Here is a 23,009-nt window from a genome sequence, read left to right as displayed (position 1 = left end):
GCAGCGGGGCTATCGAGGCTCCGGGCAGGTGTTCGCGCCCGTCGCTCCGCGGGCCGCCCGCAGGGACCGCACCACCAGCGGGACCTGCAACGGCACCCGCGCCCAGGCGGCGGCGCGCAGCGCCGGTGAGCGGCGCTGCCAGTCCGCCGCCATCTGCACGTTGGCGGGGAGCACCGCGAGGAACAGTCCGGCCGCCAGCCAGCCGCCCGCGCGCCGGGTGCGCGGCACGGCGAGCGCTGCCGCGACCGCGAGTTCGGCCGCGCCGCTCAGGTGGGTCCAGGTCCGCGGGCGGCCGGGCAGCACGCGCGGCACGATCGCGTCGAAGGGCTTCGGCACGGCGAAGTGCGCGGCGCCCGCCACGGCCAGCAGCCCGGCGAGCTGGAGTGCGGACCGGTCGGCGGCGCGGTCGGGCGTACGGGAGGAGTCCACGAGTACCTCACAGCGTCGGTCGGGGAGCTGACGGACCGTCTTCGTTACTGGCCGGTAGGCAGGGTAGCGGACACTCGCCGTCCTGCGCGGCCCACCCTTGCCCGATGCGGTCACCCCGCCTGACTCCGAGCCCCGGGCGAGCGCACGCCTTCGCCTCTTCCGATCCCGGCGCGGCACGACCTGGGGGCACCTGCTCCGCGTGCCGCATCAGCCGTGCCGGCTGGGTCAGCACTCTTGTCGCAGGGCACGCCTCCGGAGCCTCCAGCGCGACCACACGCCGCTGACCTGTGAGAAGGGCTTTCCCGCCGTGCCGGGCAGGCGGCGGCGCCGGCCGTCCCGTCTCGCCGACATGCGTCGAGGGAGCGCCGGGGTCAGATTGGAGGTATCCGGTCCATCGGAGGGAAACCGCTCCGGGGCGGATGAGGAGGCACCTGACATGACAGCCCACACGCAAGCCCCTGGTCGGCGAGGGCACACGCACGGCAGCGGTCTGCTGGTGTTCGCCGCTGTCATCATGATTTTCAGCGGCATCATGACGCTGCTGGAAGGCATCGCGGCCATAGCCAAGGACGACGTGTTCCTGGCCACCCGCAATTATGTCTTCGAGTTCAGCCTCACCGGCTGGGGCTGGATCCATCTCATTCTGGGCATCTTCATCATGCTCGCCGGGTTCGCCCTGTTCAAAGGCGCCGTATGGGCCAGGATCGTCGGCGTTCTGCTGGCCGGTCTCAGCATGATCGCCAACTTCATGTGGCTCCCCCACCAGCCGTGGTGGGCGCTGTTGTTCATCGCCCTGGACGCGCTCGTCATCTGGGCGCTGTGCGTGGCTCCCGGTCCTCTGCGGGACTGAGTTCCAGGACCGACTCGCGTAACACTCGACACCGCGACACGGGCGCTGCCGTGGGACCGAGCCCCAGGGGGACTGCGTGACACCGTCCGTGGAGCCGACAGCGAGCCGCATGAGCGCGCACGAATTCCGGGCGCTGTACGAACGCCTGCGCGAGCAGGCGGCGCAGCCGACGGTGGACGGCAGAACGGGTGCGCTGCGTCATCTGACTCCTGAGCGGGTCACAGCGGCCGCTGGGGAAGTCCGCACAGGACGTACCGTGTCGCTGGCGGCCGCGATCGATACCGTGCGGGGCCCCGACGACCCCGAACCGGCGGTGCACCGGATGACCGGCCCGAGCCCGGGCGAAATCACCTCGAAGGGGCTGCACTTCGCCACGGACCGTTTCGCCATGAACGTGCACGGCGACGCGGACAGTCATCTCGACGCCCTGTGCCACGTCGTGTTCAACGGTCAGCTCTACGGTGGGGTGCCCGCGAGCGCGGTGACGGCCGAGGGTGCTTCGAGGCTCTCCGTCGACCTGGTCGGCAACGGTCTCGTCGGCCGGGGCGTGCTGCTGGACATCCCGCGGCTGCGCGGCGTGCCCTGGCTGGATCCGGGCGACCACGTGACCCTGGACGATCTGAGGGCTGCCGAGGCCGCTCAGGGGGTCCGCGTCGGTGCGGGCGACCTGCTGTTCGTCAGGGTGGGCCATCGTCTGCGGCGCACGGAACTCGGGCCGTGGAACAGCGCGGAGGCTCGGGTGGGTCTGCATCCGACGGTGGCGGAGTTTCTGGCCGAGCGGAAGGTCACGGCCCTGGGGAGTGACGGCAACAACGACACCGCGCCCAGTTCGGTGCCGGACGTCGCCTTCCCCGTACATGTCCTGGCCATCCACGCCATGGGCATCCACCTGATGGACTACCTGCGGTTCGAGGATCTCGTCCCCGCCTGTGTGCGGGCCCGCCGGTGGAGCTTCCTGTGTGTGGTCGCTCCGCTGCGGCTGGCCGGAGCCACGGGATCGCCCGTGAACCCGATCGCGGTCCTGTGACCGGGACCGGCACCGCGCAAGGCGCTCCGGTCGCTGGCCGCGCGCCGGGGCGATACCTTCGGGACGGCGGGACCGCTGAGCCCTCGCCCAGGGGGGCATCAGGTGCCTGACACCAGGTCGGGGCCATGATCCAAGGATGGTGGTCGCCGTGGGCGACGGCACGCACTACGACGTCGTCATCATCGGCACCGGAGCCGGTGGAGGCACCCTCGCCCATCGCCTCGCCCCGTCGGGCAAGCGCATCCTTCTGGTCGAGCGCGGCGGCCATCTGCCACGTGAACGCGACAACTGGGACTCGACGGCCGTGTTCGTCAAGGGCAAGTACCGGGCGCCGGAGTTCTGGCTCGACAAGCACGGCGACGAGTTCCCGCCCGAGGTCAACTACTACGTCGGCGGAAACACCAAGTTCTACGGTGCGGCCCTGTTCCGGCTGCGGCCCCAGGACTTCGGCGAGCTGCGTCATCACGGCGGTGTCTCTCCCGCCTGGCCGATCCGGTACCAGGATCTGGAGCCGTACTACACGCAGGCCGAGCATCTGTATCTCGTCCACGGACGGCACGGTGAGGATCCCGGCGAGGGCCCGGTGAGCGCGCAGTACGCCCATCCGCCCGTGGCACACGAGCCGCGCATCCAGCAGTTGAGCGACGACCTGGAAAAGCGCGGCCTGCACCCGTTCCACCTGCCGATCGGGGTCAACCTGAGCCAGGAGGACGGGGGGCGGCCCACTCACTCCAGTGTCTGCATCCGGTGCGACCGGGTCGACGGCTTCCCGTGTCTGGTGCGCGGCAAGTCCGACGCCGAGGTGATCTGTGTCGAGCCCGCTCTGGAGCACCCCAATGTCGAGATGGTCACGCACACGCAGGTGGTGCGGCTGGAGACCGATGAGCGCGGTCGCAGGGTCAGCGCGGTCGTCGGCCGGCTTCCCGACGGCTCGCAGGTCCGGTTCACCGCGGATGTCGTGGTCGTCTCCTGCGGGGCGGTCAATTCCGCTGCGCTGCTGCTGGCCTCGGCGAACGAGCATCATCCCCGGGGCCTCGCCAACAGCTCCGACGTGGTCGGCCGGTTCTACATGCGGCACAACAACCTGGCCCTGATGGCGGTGTCGAAGGAACCCAATGACACCAAGTTCCAAAAGACCCTGGCCCTGCACGACTGGTATCTCGGCGCGGACGACTGGGACTTTCCCCTGGGCGGCATCCAGATGCTGGGCAAGTCGGACGCCGAGCAGATCCACGGCGAGGCTCCCCGGTGGGCCGGTGCGGTGGCACCCGACATGCCGTTCGAGGTACTGGCCCATCACGCCGTCGACTTCTGGCTGTGCGGAGAGGACCTGCCGCTGGCGGACAACCGGGTCACCCTCGACGGTGACGCTCGCATCCGGCTCGCTCTCGACGAGCGGAACAACATCGAGGGCCTGAAGCGTCTGCGGCACAAACTGCAGGGCATGCTGGGCCACTTGGGCATGCACGAGCACCGGCTGCTGTCCCGCAGCATCTATCTGCACAAGGGCATGCCGATCGGAGCGACGGCGCACCAGGCGGGCACCGTGCGTTTCGGCACCGATCCGGCCGATTCCGCGCTGGATGTGCACTGCAAGGCACATGACCTGGACAACCTGTACGTCGTCGACACGAGCTTTTTCCCGAGCATCGGCGCGGTCAACCCGTCCTTGACGGCCATCGCCAACGCCCTGCGGGTCGGCGACCACCTCCTGGCCCGGCTGGGCTGACGCCGGCAACCGGGCGTTGGTCCGTCCGGACGAAAGATGCTGGCGCAACAGCCCGAACAGATTCCGAAGAGATGCCGACCTCCCTCCCGGGTGATTGCGTGACCTTGCCCGGTCGAGGTGACGCAGGGCTTGAACGCAACCGGACAGCAGGGAGGCAGTACGGCATGGATTCCACCGTGGGAGCGCCCCAGGGCGTGATCCCGGCGCGCTTGCTGCACGGCCAGAAGGCCTTGGTCACCGGCGCCAATTCGGGCATCGGCAAGGCTACCGCCATCGGTTTGGGCCGGGCCGGTGCCGACGTGGTCGTGAACTACGTGGCGGGTCGTGAGGCCGCCGAGGAGGTGGTTGAGGAGATCGCCTCGTACGGGGTGCGATCGGCGGCGTACGAAGCCGACGTGTCCCAGGAGGACCAGGTCGTCGCCATGATGGACCGGATGGTCAAGGAGTTCGGCACCATCGACGTCCTCGTGGCCAACGCGGGCCTGCAGCGCGACTCCCCGCTCACGGAGATGACGCTCGCGCAGTGGCGGAAGGTCCTGGACGTCAATCTCACCGGCCAGTTCCTGTGTGCACGGGAGGCGACCAAGGAGTTCCGGCGCCGGGGTGTGGTGCCCGAGGTGTCACGTTCCGCGGGGAAGATCATCTGCATGAGTTCGGTGCATCAGATCATCCCCTGGTCGGGTCACGTGAACTACGCGTCCTCCAAGGGCGGCGTGCAGATGATGATGCAGACACTGGCCCAGGAGCTCGCCCCGGAGAAGATCCGTGTGAACGCGGTCGCCCCGGGGGCGATCAAGACGCCGATCAACCGCGCGGCCTGGGAGACCCCCGAAGCCCAAAAGGACCTCCTCAGGCTCATCCCCTACGACCGGATCGGCGACCCCGAGGACATCGCCCATGCCGTCGTGGCGCTCGCCTCCGACCTCATGGACTACGTGGTGGGAACCACCCTGTACGTCGACGGAGGCATGACCCTGTTCCCTGGCTTCGCCACCGGCGGATGACCCTTTCCCGGCCCTTGACCTGAACGAACGGCGAAGCCGCGCATGCCCACCTCGCTCCATCTGCTGGCCGACGCCCCGGCCCAGCTCCTACCGGCCCGGGAACTCATGGCCTTCACCCTGGCCTCCCACATCATCCTGGTCCCCCTCGGCGTGGCCTTCCCCTTCATCACCCTGGTCATGCACTACCGCGGACTGCGCCGCAAGGACGCAACGGCCCTGCTCCTGGCACGACGCTGGTCGGCCGTCATGGCGGTGCAGTTCGCGCTCGGCATCGTCACCGGCACCGTGCTCTCCTTCGAGTTCGGTCTGCTGTGGCCCGGTTTGATGGGGCGGTGGGGTGACGTCTTCGGCGTCGGATTCGGTGTCGAGGCCTGGGCCTTCTTCCTGGAGGCCGTCCTCATCGCCATCTACCTGTACGGATGGCGGCGGCTGAAGCCGCGGACGCATTTCCTCCTCGCACTGCCGCTGCCGTTCGCCGCGCTGCTCGGCGCGTTCGGCATCCTGGCCGCCAACTCCTGGATGAACACGCCGCAGGGCTTCTCCCTCGACTCCGAGGGCAACCCCGTCGACGTGAACGTCTGGAAGGCGATCTTCACGCCGATGTTCGGGCCGCAGTACTGGCACTTCGTCATGGCGATGGTGCTCACCGCGGGCTTCATGGTGGCCGGCGTCTATGCCGTGGGCTGGCTGCGCGGCCGCCGGGACCACTACCACCGGCTCGGCTTCGCCGTGCCGTTCACCATCGCCGCCATCGCCGCTCCGGTGCAGTTCGTCCTGGGCGACTCGATCGCCCGGTCGGTCTTCCACAAACAGCCGGTGAAGTTCGCCGCGATGGAGATCGTCTGGAAGACCGACACCCGCGTGCCGGAATACCTCTTCGGGCGGCTGCACGAGAACGGCACCGTCTCGGGCGGCATCAAGATCCCCCTGCTCGACTCCTTCCTGGCCGGGTTCAGCGCCAACACCGAGGTGAGGGGGTTGACCTCGGTCCCGGCCGACCAGCGCCCCACGGCCGTCCAAGCGACCATCGCCCACTGGGCCTTCGACATCATGGTGCTGATCGGGTCGGCGCTGCTGCTCCTGGCCCTGTGGTACGGGTTCATCCGGCTGCGCCACCGCCGCCTGCCCGCCTCACGGTGGTTCTACCGCGCCGCCGCCTGCGCCGGTGTCGCCTCCGTCGTCGCTGTCGAGTGCGGCTGGATCGCCACCGAGGTGGGACGCCAGCCCTGGATCGTCTACCAGAACATGCGGGTCGCCGAGGCCGTGACATCGACCCGCTCCACCACCCTGTGGATCATGCTCGGGGTGGTGATGGTGGTATACGTCTTCCTCTTCGGCTCCTTCCTCGTCGTCCTGCTGAAGATGCGCACGCGCTGGCGGCTCGCCGACGCGCAGCAAACGCCGAGCGGCTCCCCTATGCCGGAGGCCGACATCCCCTACGGACCGCGCGGTTCCCTTCCGGCGGACGACGTGCCGACGGCCGGTCCTGGCGCCGGCCGGGCGGGGGGTGAGGGCCCGTGACCGCCGACCTCATCGCCATGGTGCTGCTCCTGGCCGTGACCGCGTACGCGTGCGCGGGCGGCACGGACTACGGGGCCGGCTTCTGGGACCTGACGGCCGGCGGGACGGAACGCGGCAGGCGCCCTCGCTGGCTCATCGACCGCGCCATGGCCCCCGTCTGGGAGGTGAACAACGTATGGCTGATCTTCGTCCTGGTCATCATGTGGACCGGTTTCCCCGTCCTGTTCGAGACTGTGTTCTCCGCGATGTGGCTCCCTTTGGCCCTGGCCGTCGTCGGCATGGTCCTGCGCGGCGCCGGTTTCGCACTCCGCAAACCCACCCAACGCCTGGCCGGGCGACGCCTGTACGGTGCCGTGTTCGCGGTGGCCTCACTGCTCACGCCGTTCTTCCTCGGTGCCGCGGTCGGCGGAGTCGCGTCGGAACGCGTGGCTCCCGGTACCGAGCTCTCGGCGGACGTGTGGACCGGTGCGACCTCGCTGGTCTTCGGACTGGTCGCCGTCGCGGTCACCGCGTTCCTCGGGGCGGTGTTCCTCATCGGCGACGCCCGCAGGTTCGACGCGCCCGACCTGGTCGGCTACTTCAGGCGGCGGGCGCTGAGCAGTCTCGCCGTGCTCACCGTCCTGGCGGTGGTCACCGGATGGGTCACCCATGAGGACGCCCCCTACATCTGGCACGGCCTCACCCGCGGCCTGGGCCTGTTCTTCGTCCTCGTGGCCGGGGTCGCCGCTGTCGCCACCGCATGGCTGCTGCTGCGCTCGCCGGGCACGTGGGCGCGCGTCACGGCGGTCGCCGTCGTCGCGTCCGCCGTCATCGCCTGGGGCATGGCCCAGCGCCCCTACCTGCTGCCCACGTCGCTGACCGTGGCCGACGCCGCGGGTGCCTCCGGCACGCTGACGTGGCTGGCCGTCGTCACCCTGGTGGCCCTCGTGGTCGTCGTGCCGGCCGTCGTTCTCCTGTACTGGCTGGACTCGCGCGGTGAGCTGGAGGAGCTCACCGACTCCGAGCTGCGCCGGCCGGGCCGCGCGGCCGGTGACGGTGCGGCACCCGACGGCTGATCGGTTGTCCGTACTCGTCACTCGTCCTGGACATCGCCCCGCGCCCGTACCTCGCGGAGGGAAGCAGCCGTGACCGACGACGAGATCCTGCTCGGGCTCGCCCTGACGGTGGTGCTCGCCACCGGTTCGCAGATCCTGGCGAACAGACTGCGTGTGCCAGCCCTGATCATCCTGCTTCCTGTCGGGTTCGCCGCCGGCGCGGCAACGGACATCGTCCACCCGGACAAGCTGTTGGGCCCGGCCTTCTCGGCCCTGGTGTCGCTGGCCGTCGCGGTGATCCTCTACGACGCCGGGCTCGGCCTCGACCTGCGGAAACTCGCCCACCACACCCGCGGGATCGTGGGCCGGCTGCTGGTGTACGGCCTCCTGCTCACCTTCTTCGTCGTCGCGACGGTGGCACCGGCGATGTTCGCCATGCCGCTGCGCGTGGCCGCGATGCTGGGCATGATCCTCGTCGTGTCGGGTCCCACCGTCGTGGGGCCGATCCTCGACTTCGTGCGGCCGAGCGACAAGGTGCGGCGCATCCTCATCTGGGAAGGAACGCTGACCGACCCGATCGGCGCGATCCTGGGCGCCCTCACCTTCCACGCGGTCGCCTCCTCGCACCAGGTCGACATCGGCCGGGGCTACCAGATCGGCCAGTTCCTCCTCAGCCTTGCCGTGGGACTGGCAGGCGGGGTCGTCGGCACCCTGTTGCTGTGGTTCACCCTGCGCGGCCTCCGGCTCGGGGAGACTCTGGGAACGCTGGCACAACTCGCCGTCGTCATCGGGGTGTCGGCGGGCTGCGATGTCGTACGGGACGACACCGGACTCATCGCCGCGATCGTGACCGGCCTGGCCGTGGCCAATCTGCGCGGCTTCGACATGCCCGCGCGCCGCCCCTTCTTCGAGACCCTGGTCCAGCTGATCATCGGACTGCTGTTCATCTCCATCTCCGCGACGGTCACCCCGGCGTCCCTGGTGCCGGTGCTCCTTCCCGCGCTCGGCCTGATCGCGATCCTCGTGCTGGTGGTCCGGCCGCTCGTGGCCTTCGGCGCCGTGGCGGGCACCGATCTGTCCCGGGGGGAACGCGCCTTCGTGGGATGGATGGATCCACGCGGCATCGTCGCGGCGGCGACGGCGTCGACCTTCTCCGCCGGTCTGGTCCAGCGGGGGGTGACGGGGGCGGCGAAGATCCTGCCCGTCACGTTCCTGGTGATCGTGGGGACCGTTGTGGTGTACGCGCTGACGGCGGCCCCCGTGGCCAGACGGCTGGGGGTCGTCAAGGCGGCGGGCACGCGCATTCTCCTGGTGGGCGGCGAGCCATGGGTTATCGACCTGGGCAGGGCCCTGCGCTCCGCCGGACTGGGGGTGCTGCTGTGGGCGGGCCTCGACGAGCAGCGCGAAAGGATCAAGGAAGCGGGCCTCGGTCTGGCCCAGGGCGACCTGCTGGCCACGGCCATCAACCCCGGAGCGCGTCTGGAGGGTGTGACGGCCGTCTTCCTGGTCACCGATGACGACGACTTCAACGCGCTCGCCTCGATCGTGATGCAGGACAACGTCGACGGGCCCGTCTACCGGGTGGGGCCACCGCAGGACAGCCACGGCGTGGTCGCTCCGTACACCGGCGGCGACATCCTCTTCGGCCGCTCGCTGGTCCGCCACGCGCTCGCGGAGCGCTACGCCCAAGGCGCCCGGTTCACCGTGCGGCCGGCCGCCGATCCGCTGCCGCCGGAGCACGACACGCTGTTCGTGGTGCGGGCCGACCACCAGCTGGACCCCGTCACGGAGACCAGCGAGAGCACGCCGCGACAGGGCGACACCGTCATCCTCCTCGGACCCGCCGCTCCTCCCGCAGCATCCCGTCCAAGGTGATCGCGGCGTCGATCAGCGCGAGGTGGGTGAAAGCCTGCGGGAAGTTGCCCAACTGCCGCCCTGTGAGGTCGATCTCCTCGGAGTACAGCCCCAGATGGTTGGCGTAGGTGAGCATCTTCTCCAGCACCAGCCGCGCCATGTCGGTGCGTCCGGCCCGGGCCAGAGCGTCGACGTACATGAACGTGCACAGGGAGAAGGTTCCCTCGGAGCCGCGCAGCCCGTCGGGGGACGCCTCGGGGTTGTAGCGGTAGACCAGGCTGTCGCTGACCAGCTCGTTTTCCATCGCGTTCAGCGTGGACTGCCACATCGGGTCGCCCGGCATGATGAAACCGACCGTCGGCATGCGCAGCAGCGCGGAGTCGAGCACGTCGTCGCCGTAATGCTGCACGAAGGCCTGCTTCTTGGGGTCCCACCCCCGGTCGAGGACCTGCTCGTAGATCGCGTCCCGCGCCTGGACCCAGCGTCCTCCGGCCGCGGGACGGCCGTCGTCGTGGGCCATCCGCAGGGCCCGGTCGAAGGCCACCCACGACATCACGCGACCGTAGGTGAAGTCCTTGCGGCCGCCGCGTGTCTCCCAGAGCCCTTCGCCGGGCTGATCCCAGTGGTCGACCAGCCAGTCGAGCAGGGTGTGCAGGGCCTTCCAGCCTCCGTGGTCGAGATGCATGCCGTGCTCGTGCGCGAAGTAGATGCTGTCCAGCGCCTCTCCGTAGATGTCGAGCTGGAGCTGGTTCGCCGCCCCGTTGCCGATGCGCACCGGGGCGGAGCCGCGGTACCCCTCCCAGTGGCCGAGGGTCTCCTCGACCAGGTCGGCCGAACCGTCGACCCGGTACATGATGTTCAGCGGTCCGGAGCCGCCGCTTTCCTGGCCCGCCTTCTCCTTCACCCGGGCGTGCAGCCAGTCGATGAACGCGGCGGCCTCCTCCTTGAATCCAAGGCCCAGCAGGGCGTACACGGAGAACGAGGCGTCACGGATCCAGGTGAACCGGTAGTCCCAGTTGCGCTCTCCCCCAAGCTGCTCGGGAAGCCCCGTCGTAGGGGCGGCGACCAGGGCGCCGGTCGGCGCGTAGGTCATGAGTTTCAGCGTCACGGCCGAACGTTCCACCGCCTCGCGCCAGCGCCCGGAGTAGGTGGACTGGCCCAGCCAGGAGCGCCAGTAACGGACCGTCTCGTGGAAGAGGCGTTCGAACTCCTCCACCCGGACCTGCTGCGGGGGTCCCGCGGGAGCGGATTCCATGATCAGGCCGCGCTGTTGTCCGGCCTGCAGGGTCAAGGAGAAGTGCACGTCGTTGTCGTTGGCCGAGAGGATGTTCAGCAGCCGTTCGTCCTGCGGCTCCCGCACGAGGTGCAGGGCGAGGTCGAGGGCCTGGGAAGTGAACACGGCCCCGTCCTCGGTGAGGTGCAGCTCGTGAGGGCTACGGCCGTAGTCGAAGCGCGGAGCGATCTCTCCTTGGAACGTCATGCTGCCGCGTACGCAGCGCAGCATGCGGACCAGACGGTGCCGGTCAGTCACCGTCGTGCCGGTCACGGGCATGAAGTCGACGACCTCTCCCGCCCCGGCCTCGGTCATGAAGCGGGTCACCAGGACGGCGGTGTCCGGATGGTAGAGCTGCTTGGAGGTGTACGTCCTCGCCGCCGGCCGCACCGTGAAGTGGCCGCCCTTGCTCCGGTCGAGCAGAGCGCCGAAGACGCTGGGCGAGTCGAACCGCGGGCAGCAGAACCAGTCGATCGTCGCATCCCTCGTCACCAGCGCCGCGGTCTGCAGATCACCGATCAGGCCGTGGTCCTCGATCAGGGGGTAGTCGTCCATCGCGGACCCCTTTCAGCCCTGGTCGGCCACGGTCGGGGCACCCTCTCGCGGCCGATGTGATCAGCGGGGCGACACCCGATCAGCTTAGGCCGCCGACGCCGCTCCGTCCTGACAAGGCCATCGCACCAGGTGACAGGGGTGCCGGCGGCTGCGCTGGTGCGGAAACCGGCCTGGCGTGAGGTGATGGTGGTCCCGTCGACAAAGCCGGCCGTCTCACGTGGCGACAGCTCACCTGACATGTCCGGTGAAGGGGTGTGATGTGGGTGTCATGACTTCCTGGGCCGCCAGATTCCGGTTGCGGCAGTACGTCAAGGCGAGTCTGTGGATCATTCCGCTGCTCGGTCTCGTCCTGGGCGTCCTGCTCGCCGAACTCGCCCTGCTCGCCGACGGCTCGGACTGGCTGCCCAGTGGCTGGCAGTACTCCGCCACGACGGCGAGCGGCGTGCTCACCGCCATCGTGGGCGCGATGGTGGCGTTGCTCGGGTTCGTCGTCACCATCGGCGTGCTGGTGGTGCAGCAGGCCACCGGAACACTCTCACCCCGCTACATGCGGCTGTGGTATCGCGACAGGCTGCAAAAAGCGGTGCTGGCGACCTTCACCGGAACGTTCGCGTTCGCCTTCTCCCTGCTGCGCAGCGTCGAATCCCACTCAGTCCCCGACCTCGGGGTCACCCTGGCCGGCGCGGCAGTCGCCGTCAGCCTCGTACTCCTGCTCGTCTACCTCAATCGGTTCACCCACAGCCTTCGGCCGGTGGCCATCGCCGAGCTCGTCGCGGGCATGGGGGAGTCCGTCTTCACCAGCGGCGCGGCGGCCATCCGGGGCGCCGCTCCCGACAAATCCGAAGCCCTGCCCCCCGACGGCCCGTCGATGCGCATTCGTACCGAGCGGGGAGGCGCCGTCCAGGCCTTCGACGTGGCCGGGCTCATCGCGCAGGCGGCGCGCCACGACTGCGTCTTCGTCGTGACCCGGCTGGTCGGCGACTTCGTTCCGCCCGAAACCGTGCTCGTCGAGGTCCACGGCGGCGTCTCCGAACCGGACCCGGCCCACGTGGTCGGTCACATCGCCCTCGGGGCCGAACGCACCATCGAGCAAGACCCCGCCTTCGCGCTGAGGATCCTCGTCGACATCGCCATCCGGGCACTGTCCCCGGCGGTGAACGACCCCACCACCGCCGTACAGGTGATCAACTACGTCGAGCGGTTCCTGCACACGGTGGGCAGGACGCAGCTGCCCGGCCGCTACGTGCTGGCCGACGGCCAAGGCACGGCCCGGCTCGTGCTACCGGGGCGCAACTGGGACAATTACCTTCAGCTCGCCGTGTGCGAGATCCTCCACTACGGAAGCTCGTCCTTGCAGGTCTGCCGCAGGCTCCGCGCCATGCTCGAGGGTCTGCTCGCCACCCTGCCGCCGCAGCGACACCCCTCCGTGCGCACGCACTTGACCCTGCTGCAGGAGTCGATCAACCGGACGTTCACCGATCGGGCCCGACGCGCCATCGCGCAACAGGCCGACCCGCAGGGCATCGGCGGGCAGCCCTCCCTGTAACTCAGTGGCGGTACGTCGCGGTCGCGAGCTCGACGAAGGATCGGACCAACGGGTTGGTGTCGCCTTCGTTCCACACCGCCACCACTCGGCTCGGCGTCATGTCCGTCAGCGGCACCACAGCCAACTCGGCGGGCAGGTCGTGCCCGAGAGGAGCCAGACCGACCGTGCCGTTCCACAGCACGGCTTGCAGGCACTCCTGGACGGCGCGCACTACCGGGCCCTCGCGCGGCCTGCCGCCGTTCCAGTACGACTGCCAGAGGGGATCGGTCCCCTGCGGAAACTGAAACCAGCGCCGGTCGCTCAGGTCGGCCAGTCGCAGCCGGTCGCGGCGGGCCAGCGGATCGTCGGCGCGCAGGACCACGCCGATCGGATCGGTCCGCAGCGTACGCACCGTCAGGGCGGCCTCGTCGAACGGGGCCCGGGTCAGAGCGACATCGACCAGCCTGGCGCGCAGCCCGCACGTGGGATCGGTGAGATCGGTGTCCCGGATGCGGATGTCGATGCTGGGATGACGTCGGCGGTAGGCGGAGGCCAGCCTCGCCACTCCCGGATCCGTGCCGTCGCCCAGGATGCCGACGGTGATGGCCGCGACGCCCGCCGCCGCGCTCACCCGTACCCGGACCCGGTCGGCATGATCGAGCAGGTCCCGGGCCTCGTCGAGCAGCACGGCGCCCACCGGGGTGAGCGTGACGCCGGCCGGCGAGCGGACGAGGAGCGGGGCGCCGACGTCGGCCTCCATCTGCTTGATCGCCCGGCTCAGCGGCGGCTGACTCATATGCAGCCGGGCAGCGGCCCGTCCGAAGTGGAGTTCCTCGGCGACCGCCACGAAGTAGCGCAGGGTTCGTAGCTCCACGCAGCAACGATACCCACAAGGTATCGGCACTGCGGAAGGGGTCTTGGACACCGGTCGGGCGTCGGCGGTGCACTCGTACGCATGACTGAACCAGCCGAAACAAGCGAGCGGCAGGCCGGTCCCGCCGTCTCGGTGGTGGGTCCCGGCGACGGGGAGACGGTTGTTCTGGGCACCACGCGCATGCGCGTTCTGGAGGACGGCTCCCGCACCGGGCACCGCCTCGCGATCGCCGAGTCCGTTCTCGCCCCGTACACCGAAGGGCCGCCGCAGCACCGTCATGCCCGACACGACGAGGGCTTCTACATCCTCTCCGGCACCGTGCGGTTCACGGTCGGGGACGCGGTCCACGACGCCGCCGCAGGCACGCTCGTGATGGTTCCGCCCCATACCCCGCACACCTTCGCCAATCTGACCGACCGTCCCGCCGTGATGCTCAGCACCTTCACCCCTGACCTGTACGTGCAGTACTTCCGAGACCTCCAGGAAGCGCTCGCCGACGGCCGACCGCTGACGCCACGGGCCAACATCGACGCGATGAGCCGGTACGCGACCGAGCCCGCCACCGACCCCACCTGACTGCGACGGAATGATGAGCATCGCGTACTGGATCATCGCGGGCCTGCTGGCCCTCTTCTACGTCTACTCGGGCCTGATGAAGGTGGCCCGCAGCCGCGATCAGCTCCGGCCGATGATGGCATGGGTCGATCGCATCCCGTTGCCCGTCGTCAGGGCGCTGGGAGTGGTCGAAGTACTGGGTGCGATCGGACTGCTGCTGCCGCCGCTGACCGGCATCGCGTCGTGGCTGGCGCCGGCCGCGGCGATGGGCTTCGTACTCCTGCAGATCGGCGCGGTCGCCGTTCACCTGACCGGCGAGGACCGCCAGATCACACTCAACGTCGGACTCATCGCCACCGCGGCCGTGACGTTCTGGCTGGCCACCGGCCTGTGATCAGGCACCGTACCGGGCCCGCCGACGCCGCGGTCACAGCGTGGGCGGGCCACGGCGAAGTCCGGCCGAACGGCCCGGAGATCAGGAGCCGGTGAGGGAGATGGCCAGGTCCGTGATGTTCAGCGGGAACTGGCCGATGGAGGTGGCCTGTCCGGTGAAGACGTTGATGCTGTACAGCGAGGGGGTGCCGGCGCCGTAGGGGGTGAGGGAGGCGAAGGCGGCGTTGTCGACCGTCTTCCCGCCGGACAGGGTGCTGTAGATGTCCATGCCGGCGTTGATGCCGGCGTCGATGCCGAGGCTGCCGGTCGGGGCGAGCGTGCCGTTGTTCGCCGGGGACTGCAGGACGACCTGGTCGGTGGTCGTGTTGATGTCCACGAGCGTGGTCACGGTGGCCGCGTTGAGGTCGTTGTTCGTGTAGGCGGCGGCCGAGACGCCCTTGGTCGTGCCCTCCGTCGGCGGAGTGGTGAGGTTCAGGTCCTGGATCGTGCTGTGGTCGTTGAGGTTGTGCCGCAGGTTCTGGCCGTTGTCGCTGATGACGCGCAGCCGGTCGGCCGCCGGGTTGAAGTCGACGCCGAAGTTCGCGCCGTTCAGCGCGTACTGGAGCTGGGAGACCTTGGTGACGACAACGTCCGTGGTGGCCGGCGGGGTCTTGATCGTGTAGATGCCGCCCTTGTTGCCGACGCCGTACATCAGGCCGTCCTGTACCCGGAAGTCGATCCCGATCAGGGCCGTGTCGCCGCTGAGGCCGGTGACGGCCCGCACCCAGTCGAGGATTTGAGGCCGGTCGGTCGTGAACGTGGCCATCAGGGTGCCATCACCGCTGATCCCGAACGCGCGCAGGCTGGGCGTGGCAGCGGCGGCGGAGAAGCCGGTGCCGGGTGTGCCCAGCATGAGCGCCGTCGACGTGACCGGGACCGCTACCGCGGCCATGATTCTCTTTCGCGTACCTGCTTTCATCGAAGTTCCCCTCCCATTTGAGTGAACGCCATTCGAGGCGCCTGGCTGAAAGTTTCCCTACTCCCAGCCGTACTGATTACCGCAGGCATGCCGGCGTCCTGCCGGAATGATTCCGATGGGGTTCTTCCTGCGGGCCGGCATGCGGTACTCATTAAGGCCGCTTCACGGCTCCTCCACAACTGGAAGGGCTGACAAGAACGCCCCGATGCGGGAACTTTGCGCACTTTGACAAAGGCGCTGTCGATGCACTTGGGGCCGTTTTGTGCAGAGTGATAAACACCGTCCGGATCCCCTCTGCCGATCATTCGTGCTGAATGACAGGCTCGCGTTCATGGGGAGCCTCTTCGCCGAGCTGGCCCGGCAGGCGTCGACCAACGCCTGCCGTGAGGTCGAGACATACACACGTGAGATCCCGGAGTTCGAGTTCCTGGACAAGGACCCTCGGGCCCGGGACCAGACGCTGGGGCACTCCGTGTGGCTCCGCCGTCGTACCGTCGAACTGTCGCCCGACAACAGTGAGTTGAGCCGGGATGATCTTGACTACATCGCGTCCATGGGCGAGCTGCGGGCGGGGGCCGGGATGTCCCTCGGCGCGCGGCAGCGGGTGCTTCGCGTGCACACGGCCCTCATGCTGCGCGAGATCAACGAGGCGACCGAGGCCCAGCGCAGCACTGGTGTCGACGAGCTCATGCGCATGATGATCTGGTTCGCCCCGCAGGGTGAACGCGGCATCAGTGCTTACCGCCAGGGATTCGTCCGCGCACTGCGCCGCCGAATTCCCTACATTGAGCAGGTCGCCCTGCTGACCCGGTCATTGCTGAACGCAGACCCGATCTCGACGGAAATCGCCGAAGCGGTCGACATCGAACTTCCGGATCACTACGCGGTGACCGTGTTCCGGCTTCCTGACCCGCCCGCCCTCGATCGTTTCCTGGAAAACGAGATCGGTGCGCTGGTGAAGAGCCATCGGGCGCCGGTCGTATGGGGACCGGAGGTCAGCGACGGGAGCGGTGAGCTGATCGCCCTGCTTCCCCTGTTCCCTGGTGCCGAGACGGAGAGTGCACTGCCACACGTCACTCCCGGCCTCTTACCCGACCGCACGCCAGACCATCTGCCGCCTCTCGTACAGGACTTCGCCCACGCCCTCGGCCGCCCCTGCGCCGTCGGCCTGTCCAGCGCACCCCTGCCGGAACTGGCAGACGCGCTGAACCGCGCTCGGCGGATCAGCCGGGCAGCCCCGCTACAGCGGGCGTCCGCCCGGCTGCGGCCACACACCGTGGCGGATGTATTCGTCGAACTCGCCGTCGCGGACGTGCCGTTCGTCGACGACTGGCTCCGCGCGGTGGCCCGTCGTCTGGACAACGGCCCCGACCTCGTCGCCACCTTGGACGCCTACTACCGTCACGACATGCACCGCGGTGCCACGGCAGCCGCGCTCAACGTCCACACCCGGACCCTGGACTACCGCCTGCGCCGGGTCCGTGAGCTCACAGGTATCGACCCCGGCTCGACGCGGGGCGTGCGCACGCTCAGCGCCGTCGTCACCCGGCGCATGTCGGGAGCGTGACGCTGACCGCGCGCGGGGACCATGGACTGCGTCCTCACCCCGTGTCGCCCGTCTTCGTGCAGCTTGCGGCAACCGTGTCGGCGAAACTCCGGGCGAGCGGGGAGAGGGCGTCCCAGCGCCGTACGGCCCAGCCGACCGACAGCGGCGGCAGCGATGGAACGGGGATGAGGCGCAACGGGCTGCCGTCACCGGTGGCCGAAAGACCCGGTACGGCGGGGACGACGGCGTGGCCCAGGCCGAGTTCGGCCAGGAGCAGGGCGGTGTCCCAGTCGGCGACGCTGGTGTCCGAGCCGGTCCTGATCCCCAACTCCTCGAAGGCCGCGTCCAGATGGGCGCCGGAGGTGGAGTTGGGCGGCAGTCGCACGAGGCGGATGCCGCTTGTCAGGTCGGAGGCGTCGATGCGTGGCCGGGCCGCGAGCGGATCGTCGCGGCGTACGGCGAGCACCCACGGCAGATCGACGACGGGGCGCTGCTCGATGCCGCGCACCGGGCCGCCCACCGTGATCCAGGCCAGGTCGAGGTTGCCGGCCAGCAGGGCGTCGAAGCAGCGGCGGCCGGAGGTCTCGGTCTGGAACTCCAGGCTCACCTTCGGGTAGCGGCGCCGGAAGGAGACGATCGCCTCGGCCATGAAGTGCCGGACCGTCGTTCCGCCGGTCGTGATGCGCACGGAACCGCTTTCGCCGTTCACGAGGTCTCCCAGGCGGCGCAGCGCACCATCGAGACCGGCGATCCCCTCGGCGGCGGCATCGCACAGGATGCGCCCCGCCGCCGTGGCAACGACCCCGCGCGGCTGGCGCTCCAGCAGGCTCAGGCCCGTCTCCCGCTCCAGGCGCTTGACGTGCTGGCTCACCGCGGACTGTGTACAGGACAGGTCACGGGCCACGGCACTGAGGCTTCCCGCCCGGCACACGGCCACGAACACACGCAAGTCATCGAGCGTCACAACACCCAAGCTACACCTGGGATTTGTGAAGCAATCCCCAGGATTGACTGGGGTACCGAGGTGCCAGAAGATCGTTGCAGGGCCCAGGCGGCAACCCGCACGGGGCCTTCGCACGGATCCGGACCGGCGAAGGCGGCGTGCGGGTGCCGACCAACCTTGTCACCGAAGGGAACCGGACACCGTGCCCAGTCCTCCTGCTCCCGCCGAACGGGCTGTCACCATGCTGCGTGACTACGGTGCCGAGGGCGTCGCCCACCCAGGCGGCACGCTCCTCACCCACCTCCAGCGCGTACAGGCACGGGTCGCGGCGTGGAAGGCCCGCCCGGCCCTCCAACTCGCCGGCCTGTGCCACGCGTTCTACGGCACGGACGGCTTTCCCACCGCACTGCTGCCCCTGGACCGTCGCAGCGACCTCGCAGCGGTGGTGGGCACCGAGGCCGAGGCCATGGTGTACCTGTACGGCTCATGCGACCGCAAGTCCACCTACCCTGCCCTCCACCACCCCGACGCTGCCTTCTGCGACCGATTCACCGGCCGCTCCCTCACCCCTGGCCCACAATCGCGCAGAGACTTCGTCGAACTCACAGCAGCCAACGAACTCGACCTCGCCACCACCGACCCCGCCTTCCGCGACACATGGGGCCCTGAACTGCTCACTCTGTTCACCAGACTCCAGGACCTGCTCAGCCCCGATGCCTGGCACGCCTGCCGCATCACGCTCGCCTCCCCCTGAGTGACACAGGTCAGGAGAGCCCAGAAGCCGGCGCGGCCGAGCACGGTCAGCGCCATGCAGGCCTGCACCGCCGGGGCCTGCGTCCACCACCATCGTGGATGCAGGCCCCGGCAGTTCCGGCGCCGTGGCCGGTCGTCGTCGGCGGGCGGCTTACGGTGCGATCTCGAACGAGGGCGGCTGGAGTCCCGCGAGGCAGCTGGTGTCCGGGGCGCTCGGGCGGGCGAAGAACGACGTGGTGATCGTCTGCGCGCACCGCGAGTCGGCGAACACCACGTGGGCGACGTAGGGGACGGTGACGGCGGTCGAGCGGCTCAGCGTGCGGGCGGCGTAGGCGCCGTTGCTGGGTGCCGTCTGGGCGTCGAACCCGCCGGACAGGGCGAGAGTCGGGATGTCGCTGCGGGTCACGTCCCGGACCGACGGGGGCGCCGGGGGGACGTCCCAGGCGTGGCAGTCGTCGTGGAGCCAGGCGAGTTGCGGGGCGTTGGCGAGCATCGACCGGGGGAAGGAGGGGAAGGCGCGGCGTCCGCCCTCGACGATGTCGGCCCGGCTCTCGTACGGGGTCCACTGGCTGCAGAAGATGCCGTAGACCAGTCCGTGGGAGGTCCTTCCGATGGCCTGCGGGCTGTACTTGCCGCCCGCGAGCTGCTCGGCGATCCGCTGCGGGTTGCCATGGGCCAGTTCGTCGAGGGAGCGCGGCACTCCCTCCGCCACGTGAGTGGCCGAGGTCAGCCAGGTGACCAGGTTAGCCCCGTCCAGCACGACCTTCACCGGCTCCGGGTGGACCGGGACCGTGACGGTGGTGGTGATCGGGTCGGCCTCCAGCTCACGGACGAGGCGGAGGAAGGTGGCCCTCAGGTTCGGGTAGCGGGTGTTGCAGGCGGACTGCTGCGCGCACGCCTTGAACAGGCCGTCGAAACCCTCCCGTGCGGCCTTCCAGGTCACGGCCCCGCCGGCCAGGGACGGCGGCAGGACGCCGTCGATGCCGACCGAGCGGATGCCCTTGGGGTGCAGGCGCATGTAGTTCAGCGCCAGGTGGGTGCCGTAGGAGATCCCGAAGACGTTCCACTTCCTGACACCCAGCGTCCTGCGCAGGGCGTCGTAGTCGGCCGAGCTCTCGATGTCGTTGTAGGTGCTGCGGTCGGCGCCCTTGGCGTCCACCCGGTCGCGGCAGGCCCGCGTCGCCTGGACGTGCAGGCGCCGGGTGGACGGTGCGTTGGAGACGAGGCCGAGGGCCCGGGCGTTGAACTGGTCGATGTTCGGGCAGGTGAGCTCCGGGTCGGCCGAGTAGGTGCCGCGCTGGGACATGAAGATCACGTCGCGGTCGCGGTTGAGGTTGCCGACGAGCGCCATCGGGATCTCGGAGACCGCGTCGTCGCCGGGGCCACCGGCAAGCCACACGATGGGGTCGGGCGCGGGTCTTCTGCTCGCTGCGGGCATGATCGCGACAGCGAGGGTGATCTTGCGCCCGTGGCGGGCTCTTGGCTCCTTGTGCCCGTTGGCCTTGAAACGCTTCTCGGGCACGGTGAGGGTGCCGCAGCGGGCGCGCGCCAGGTCGGGGATCGGGTCCGCCGTCCTGGGGCAGGGGCCCGGTTCGAAGTGGGCGCCGTGCACGGTGCGGGCGACGGTGCCGATCGGGTCGTGGGTGCCGGACTCGGCGTGTGCGGGCAGCGCGGCGAGGCCGATGACGAGGGCGCCGGCCGTGGCTCCGGCCAGCGTGGACGGGAGCCGGCGCGCGGGGCGCCGGCCAGGGGTCGTACGAGGGGGCATCTTGCGTACTCCGGTCAGGGGATGATGGTGAACGGCTTGGGTTCGACTCCCGGCACACAGCCGGTGTCGGGCGCGGTCGGCCGCGCCAGGAAGGAGCGCAGCACCGACGCGGCGCAGGGGTTCTGCGGCACCACCCAGTGGGTGATGCCGGGAATGACCACGGCGGTCGAGCGGGGCAGCGTACGGCCGGCGAACGGCCCCCAGCTCGCCCCGGTCTTCGCGTCGAAGGTCCCGCTGATGATGAGCGCGGGCACCTTGCTGTGGGTGGCCACCCGCTGGACCGCGGTGCGGTCCGGGACGTTCCAGACGCGGCACAGGTCGTGCTCGAAGGGCAGTTGCGGTGCGTGGGCCAGCACGGAGTCCGGCCAGCCGGGGAAGGCCTGACGACCCGCCTTCAGCAGGTCGCGCTGGGAGAAGCCCGGGGCCCACTCGGCGCAGGCCACCGAGTGCGTCAGGCCGTGGGCGAACTGGCCGATCGCGGGCGTCGCGCCGGCGGCCTGGGCCTGCGCCAGGCGCTCCGGATTGCCGGCGGCGAGTTCGTAGAGCGCCGCGGGGACGTCGACAGGCGGGACCAGGCTGCCGTTGGTGACCAGCAGGTTCACCAGCGCGCCCCCGTCCAGGACGACCTTCACCGGGGTTCCGCCGCCGGGCGTCGGCACGGTCAGCCTCAGGGGGTTCGCCTCCAGCCGCCTCACCTGCTGCGTGAGGGTGCGGGAGAGGTTCGGGTAGCGGGACTTGCAGGCGGGCTGCGCCTCGCACGCCGCGAAGATCGCGTTGATCCCCTCCTGGGCGCTGTCCCAGGCCCACGGCAGGCTCACGGTCTGTGGCGGCACGACCGAGTCGATCGCCAGCGAGCGGATGCCCCGGGGGTGTCGGCGCAGGTAGGTCAGGCCCAGGTCGGTGCCGTAGGAGTAGCCGTAGACGTTCCACTTGTCGATGCCCAGGGCCCTGCGCAGGGCGGCGAAGTCCGCGGCGTTCTCGGTGGTGTTGTAGGCCGACAGATCGGCGCCCTCGGCTGTGAGGCGGTCCCGGCACTCCTTCGCCGCGCGCACCAGCCCGCGTCCGGTGGACGGCGCGTCGTAGGGCAGGCCCACGGCCCTCGCGTTGAACCGGTCCATCTCCGGGCAGGCGAGGTTCGGCTGTGAGTGGAGAGCCCCGCGCTGGGCCATGACGATCAGATCGCGGTCGCGGTTCACGCCGGAGTCGATCAGGAAGGGAATGGCTCCGAACGCGTCTCCGCCGGGGCCCCCTTCCATGAACACCACCGGGTCCGCGGCTGGCGTCCTCGATGCCGCCGGGATGATGGCGACGGCCAGCCGGATGGTCCGTCCCGTGCGGTGCTCACGGTGCCGGCGGTTCTCGGGGACCTCCAGGAAGCCGCACCGCCCGGGAACCGGCTCGGGCGTCTGGGGGCAGGGGCCTGGCACGAACCGCGCCGGATGCCCCGGTGGAGACCCGCCGACAGGCGGCGACTGGGCACTGCTCGGTGCGGTCCCGACCGCACCGAGGGCACCCAGGCATGCGGCGAGGAGCGCCGCCTTCGTACGCGTGCCGCCGCCCATTCGTGGGATGCGTCGAGCCCGGCTCCGTACGGCCGTCTCGGTCCCGGAGAAGGAGGACAGGGGGCCGGGACCGATGTCGTGTTCCGCCATGTGATCTCGTCTCTGTGACGTCCCTGGCCACTGCGGTCGGGGGACGGTGGGCGTGGCCGCGCCCCGCCGCACGGCCGGGCAGGGTGCGTACGCCAGCCTGCTTTCGGACAAGGACTTGCACCATTCGTCGCCTCCACTTGGAGCAGCCCCACCCCGGACCGAGGGCCGCCACGTCGTCCGCATGCACGTCCCCCGACCCCCCCCCGGTAGCGTGGATTGCGTGCGTTCCGCCAACACCGCCTCGGCGTCCACCGTCAGGCCCCGTGGCTGCCGGTAGGGGAACTCGGCCCGGTGTCGGCCGGCGCCGCATCACGACGCACCCGTGCGGCGCACCCGCAGCGGACTTGACGGCCTCAACCGTGCGACATCGAGACGGCACTGAGCCGCGCTCGTCGTTCCAGGTGGCGAAAGCAGGTGGTGGCCGTGCATCGGATGGCGTCGTTGTGTACCGCCGGGGGCGCCATGGCTCTGGTCGTGCTGGCCGGTGCCGCGAACCCGCACGCCTACGCGAGCGGCGACGACCGGGAGACCCGCAGCGCGCAGGTTCTCCAGGAACTGGTGCCTTCCCCGGACGGCCCGGGCTGCGCGGCGGCTGTCGGCGTGCGGGGAGACGTTGTCTGGGAAGCGGGGAGAGGGAAGGCCGATCTGGCGACAGGGCGCTCCATCACCTCCAAGACAGTCTTCGACATGGCCTCCAACTCCAAGCAATTCACCGCAGACGCGGTCCTGTTGCTGGCCAGACGGCACCAACTCGCGCTGAACGCCC

At 69.8% G+C, this 23,009-nt stretch carries 19 protein-coding genes and 1 pseudogene; 13 read left to right on the top strand and 7 right to left on the bottom strand.

Translation table 11 applies throughout. From position 1 onward, the window contains the following. Positions 1-9 precede the first annotated feature (9 nt). Complete coding sequence (locus STRCI_RS40665) at positions 10-429, bottom strand: DoxX family protein (RefSeq protein ID WP_269664036.1); 420 nt, start codon at positions 427-429, stop codon at positions 10-12. A gap of 436 nt (positions 430-865) precedes the next feature. Between STRCI_RS40665 and STRCI_RS40660 the strand changes: the two genes are divergently transcribed. The 7 genes from STRCI_RS40660 (at position 866) to STRCI_RS40630 (ending at position 9,469) form a co-directional block, all read left to right on the top strand. Then, positions 866-1,279: a DUF7144 family membrane protein gene (locus STRCI_RS40660; protein ID WP_418953433.1), complete on the top strand. Its 414-nt coding sequence runs from the start codon at positions 866-868 to the stop codon at positions 1,277-1,279. A 109-nt stretch (positions 1,280-1,388) separates the two neighbouring features. Beyond that, positions 1,389-2,306, top strand: a complete 918-nt coding sequence (locus tag STRCI_RS40655) for a cyclase family protein (RefSeq protein ID WP_269664035.1) — start codon at positions 1,389-1,391, stop codon at positions 2,304-2,306. Between the two features lie 136 nt (positions 2,307-2,442). Further along, complete coding sequence (locus STRCI_RS40650) at positions 2,443-4,035, top strand: GMC oxidoreductase (protein ID WP_269664034.1); 1,593 nt, start codon at positions 2,443-2,445, stop codon at positions 4,033-4,035. A gap of 164 nt (positions 4,036-4,199) precedes the next feature. Further along, positions 4,200-5,039: an SDR family oxidoreductase gene (locus STRCI_RS40645; protein ID WP_269664033.1), complete on the top strand. Its 840-nt coding sequence runs from the start codon at positions 4,200-4,202 to the stop codon at positions 5,037-5,039. 42 nt (positions 5,040-5,081) lie between these two features. After that, a complete protein-coding gene (locus tag STRCI_RS40640; RefSeq protein ID WP_269664032.1) occupies positions 5,082-6,560 on the top strand; it encodes a cytochrome ubiquinol oxidase subunit I in 1,479 nt (492 codons plus the stop codon). Then, entirely contained in the window at positions 6,557-7,615 is a 1,059-nt protein-coding gene (locus STRCI_RS40635) for a cytochrome d ubiquinol oxidase subunit II (RefSeq protein ID WP_269664031.1), read from the top strand. The genes STRCI_RS40640 and STRCI_RS40635 overlap by 4 nt, the downstream gene beginning before the upstream one ends. Positions 7,616-7,684: 69 nt before the next feature. Next, the gene (locus STRCI_RS40630; protein WP_269664030.1) at positions 7,685-9,469 is read left to right on the top strand and encodes a cation:proton antiporter; all 1,785 of its coding nucleotides are present in this window, start codon (positions 7,685-7,687) and stop codon (positions 9,467-9,469) included. Here the strand turns inward: STRCI_RS40630 and STRCI_RS40625 are convergent. Beyond that, positions 9,420-11,276 (bottom strand): glycoside hydrolase family 15 protein, encoded by a 1,857-nt coding sequence (locus STRCI_RS40625; protein ID WP_269664029.1) that lies wholly within the window; start codon positions 11,274-11,276, stop codon positions 9,420-9,422. The two genes, STRCI_RS40630 and STRCI_RS40625, sit on opposite strands and share 50 nt — an antisense overlap. A gap of 268 nt (positions 11,277-11,544) precedes the next feature. On the opposite strand from STRCI_RS40625, the gene STRCI_RS40620 reads away from it, so the two are divergent. After that, positions 11,545-12,822, top strand: a complete 1,278-nt coding sequence (locus STRCI_RS40620; RefSeq protein WP_269664028.1) for a DUF2254 domain-containing protein — start codon at positions 11,545-11,547, stop codon at positions 12,820-12,822. Position 12,823: 1 nt separating this feature from the next. Here the strand turns inward: STRCI_RS40620 and STRCI_RS40615 are convergent, their stop codons facing one another. Continuing rightward, the gene (locus tag STRCI_RS40615; RefSeq protein WP_269664027.1) at positions 12,824-13,675 is read right to left on the bottom strand and encodes a LysR family transcriptional regulator; all 852 of its coding nucleotides are present in this window, start codon (positions 13,673-13,675) and stop codon (positions 12,824-12,826) included. Between the two features lie 81 nt (positions 13,676-13,756). On the opposite strand from STRCI_RS40615, the gene STRCI_RS40610 reads away from it, so the two are divergent. Next, positions 13,757-14,251: a cupin domain-containing protein gene (locus STRCI_RS40610; protein ID WP_269664026.1), complete on the top strand. Its 495-nt coding sequence runs from the start codon at positions 13,757-13,759 to the stop codon at positions 14,249-14,251. 13 nt (positions 14,252-14,264) lie between these two features. After that, entirely contained in the window at positions 14,265-14,624 is a 360-nt protein-coding gene (locus STRCI_RS40605; RefSeq protein WP_269664025.1) for a DoxX family protein, read from the top strand. A gap of 81 nt (positions 14,625-14,705) precedes the next feature. Here the strand turns inward: STRCI_RS40605 and STRCI_RS40600 are convergent, their stop codons facing one another. Then, entirely contained in the window at positions 14,706-15,554 is an 849-nt protein-coding gene (locus STRCI_RS40600) for a DUF4394 domain-containing protein (protein ID WP_269664024.1), read from the bottom strand. A gap of 358 nt (positions 15,555-15,912) precedes the next feature. On the opposite strand from STRCI_RS40600, the gene STRCI_RS40595 reads away from it, so the two are divergent. Further along, a complete protein-coding gene (locus STRCI_RS40595; RefSeq protein ID WP_269664023.1) occupies positions 15,913-17,148 on the top strand; it encodes a PucR family transcriptional regulator in 1,236 nt (411 codons plus the stop codon). Positions 17,149-17,182: 34 nt separating this feature from the next. Here STRCI_RS40595 and STRCI_RS40590 read toward each other — a convergent pair whose 3' ends face one another. Next, complete coding sequence (locus tag STRCI_RS40590; RefSeq protein ID WP_269664022.1) at positions 17,183-18,091, bottom strand: LysR family transcriptional regulator; 909 nt, start codon at positions 18,089-18,091, stop codon at positions 17,183-17,185. A 220-nt stretch (positions 18,092-18,311) separates the two neighbouring features. Here STRCI_RS40590 and STRCI_RS40585 point away from each other — a divergent pair, with 220 nt between their 5' ends. Continuing rightward, positions 18,312-18,824, top strand: a complete 513-nt coding sequence (locus STRCI_RS40585) for a DUF6817 domain-containing protein (protein WP_269664777.1) — start codon at positions 18,312-18,314, stop codon at positions 18,822-18,824. 150 nt (positions 18,825-18,974) lie between these two features. Here the strand turns inward: STRCI_RS40585 and STRCI_RS40580 are convergent, their stop codons facing one another. Next, positions 18,975-20,591, bottom strand: a complete 1,617-nt coding sequence (locus STRCI_RS40580; RefSeq protein ID WP_269664021.1) for an alpha/beta fold hydrolase — start codon at positions 20,589-20,591, stop codon at positions 18,975-18,977. 14 nt (positions 20,592-20,605) lie between these two features. Continuing rightward, positions 20,606-22,243: an alpha/beta hydrolase gene (locus STRCI_RS40575; protein WP_269664020.1), complete on the bottom strand. Its 1,638-nt coding sequence runs from the start codon at positions 22,241-22,243 to the stop codon at positions 20,606-20,608. 432 nt (positions 22,244-22,675) lie between these two features. Between STRCI_RS40575 and STRCI_RS43610 the strand changes: the two are divergent. Continuing rightward, positions 22,676-23,002 (top strand): annotated as a pseudogene (locus STRCI_RS43610) (serine hydrolase); the annotation flags it as partial. Between the last annotated feature and the right edge of the window lie 7 nt (positions 23,003-23,009).

It is taken from the genome of Streptomyces cinnabarinus (assembly GCF_027270315.1).
Taxonomy (GTDB): Bacteria; Actinomycetota; Actinomycetes; order Streptomycetales; family Streptomycetaceae; genus Streptomyces; species Streptomyces cinnabarinus.
The sequence above is the reverse complement of the archived record's forward strand: the minus strand, read 5'-3'. Positions and strand labels throughout refer to the sequence as shown.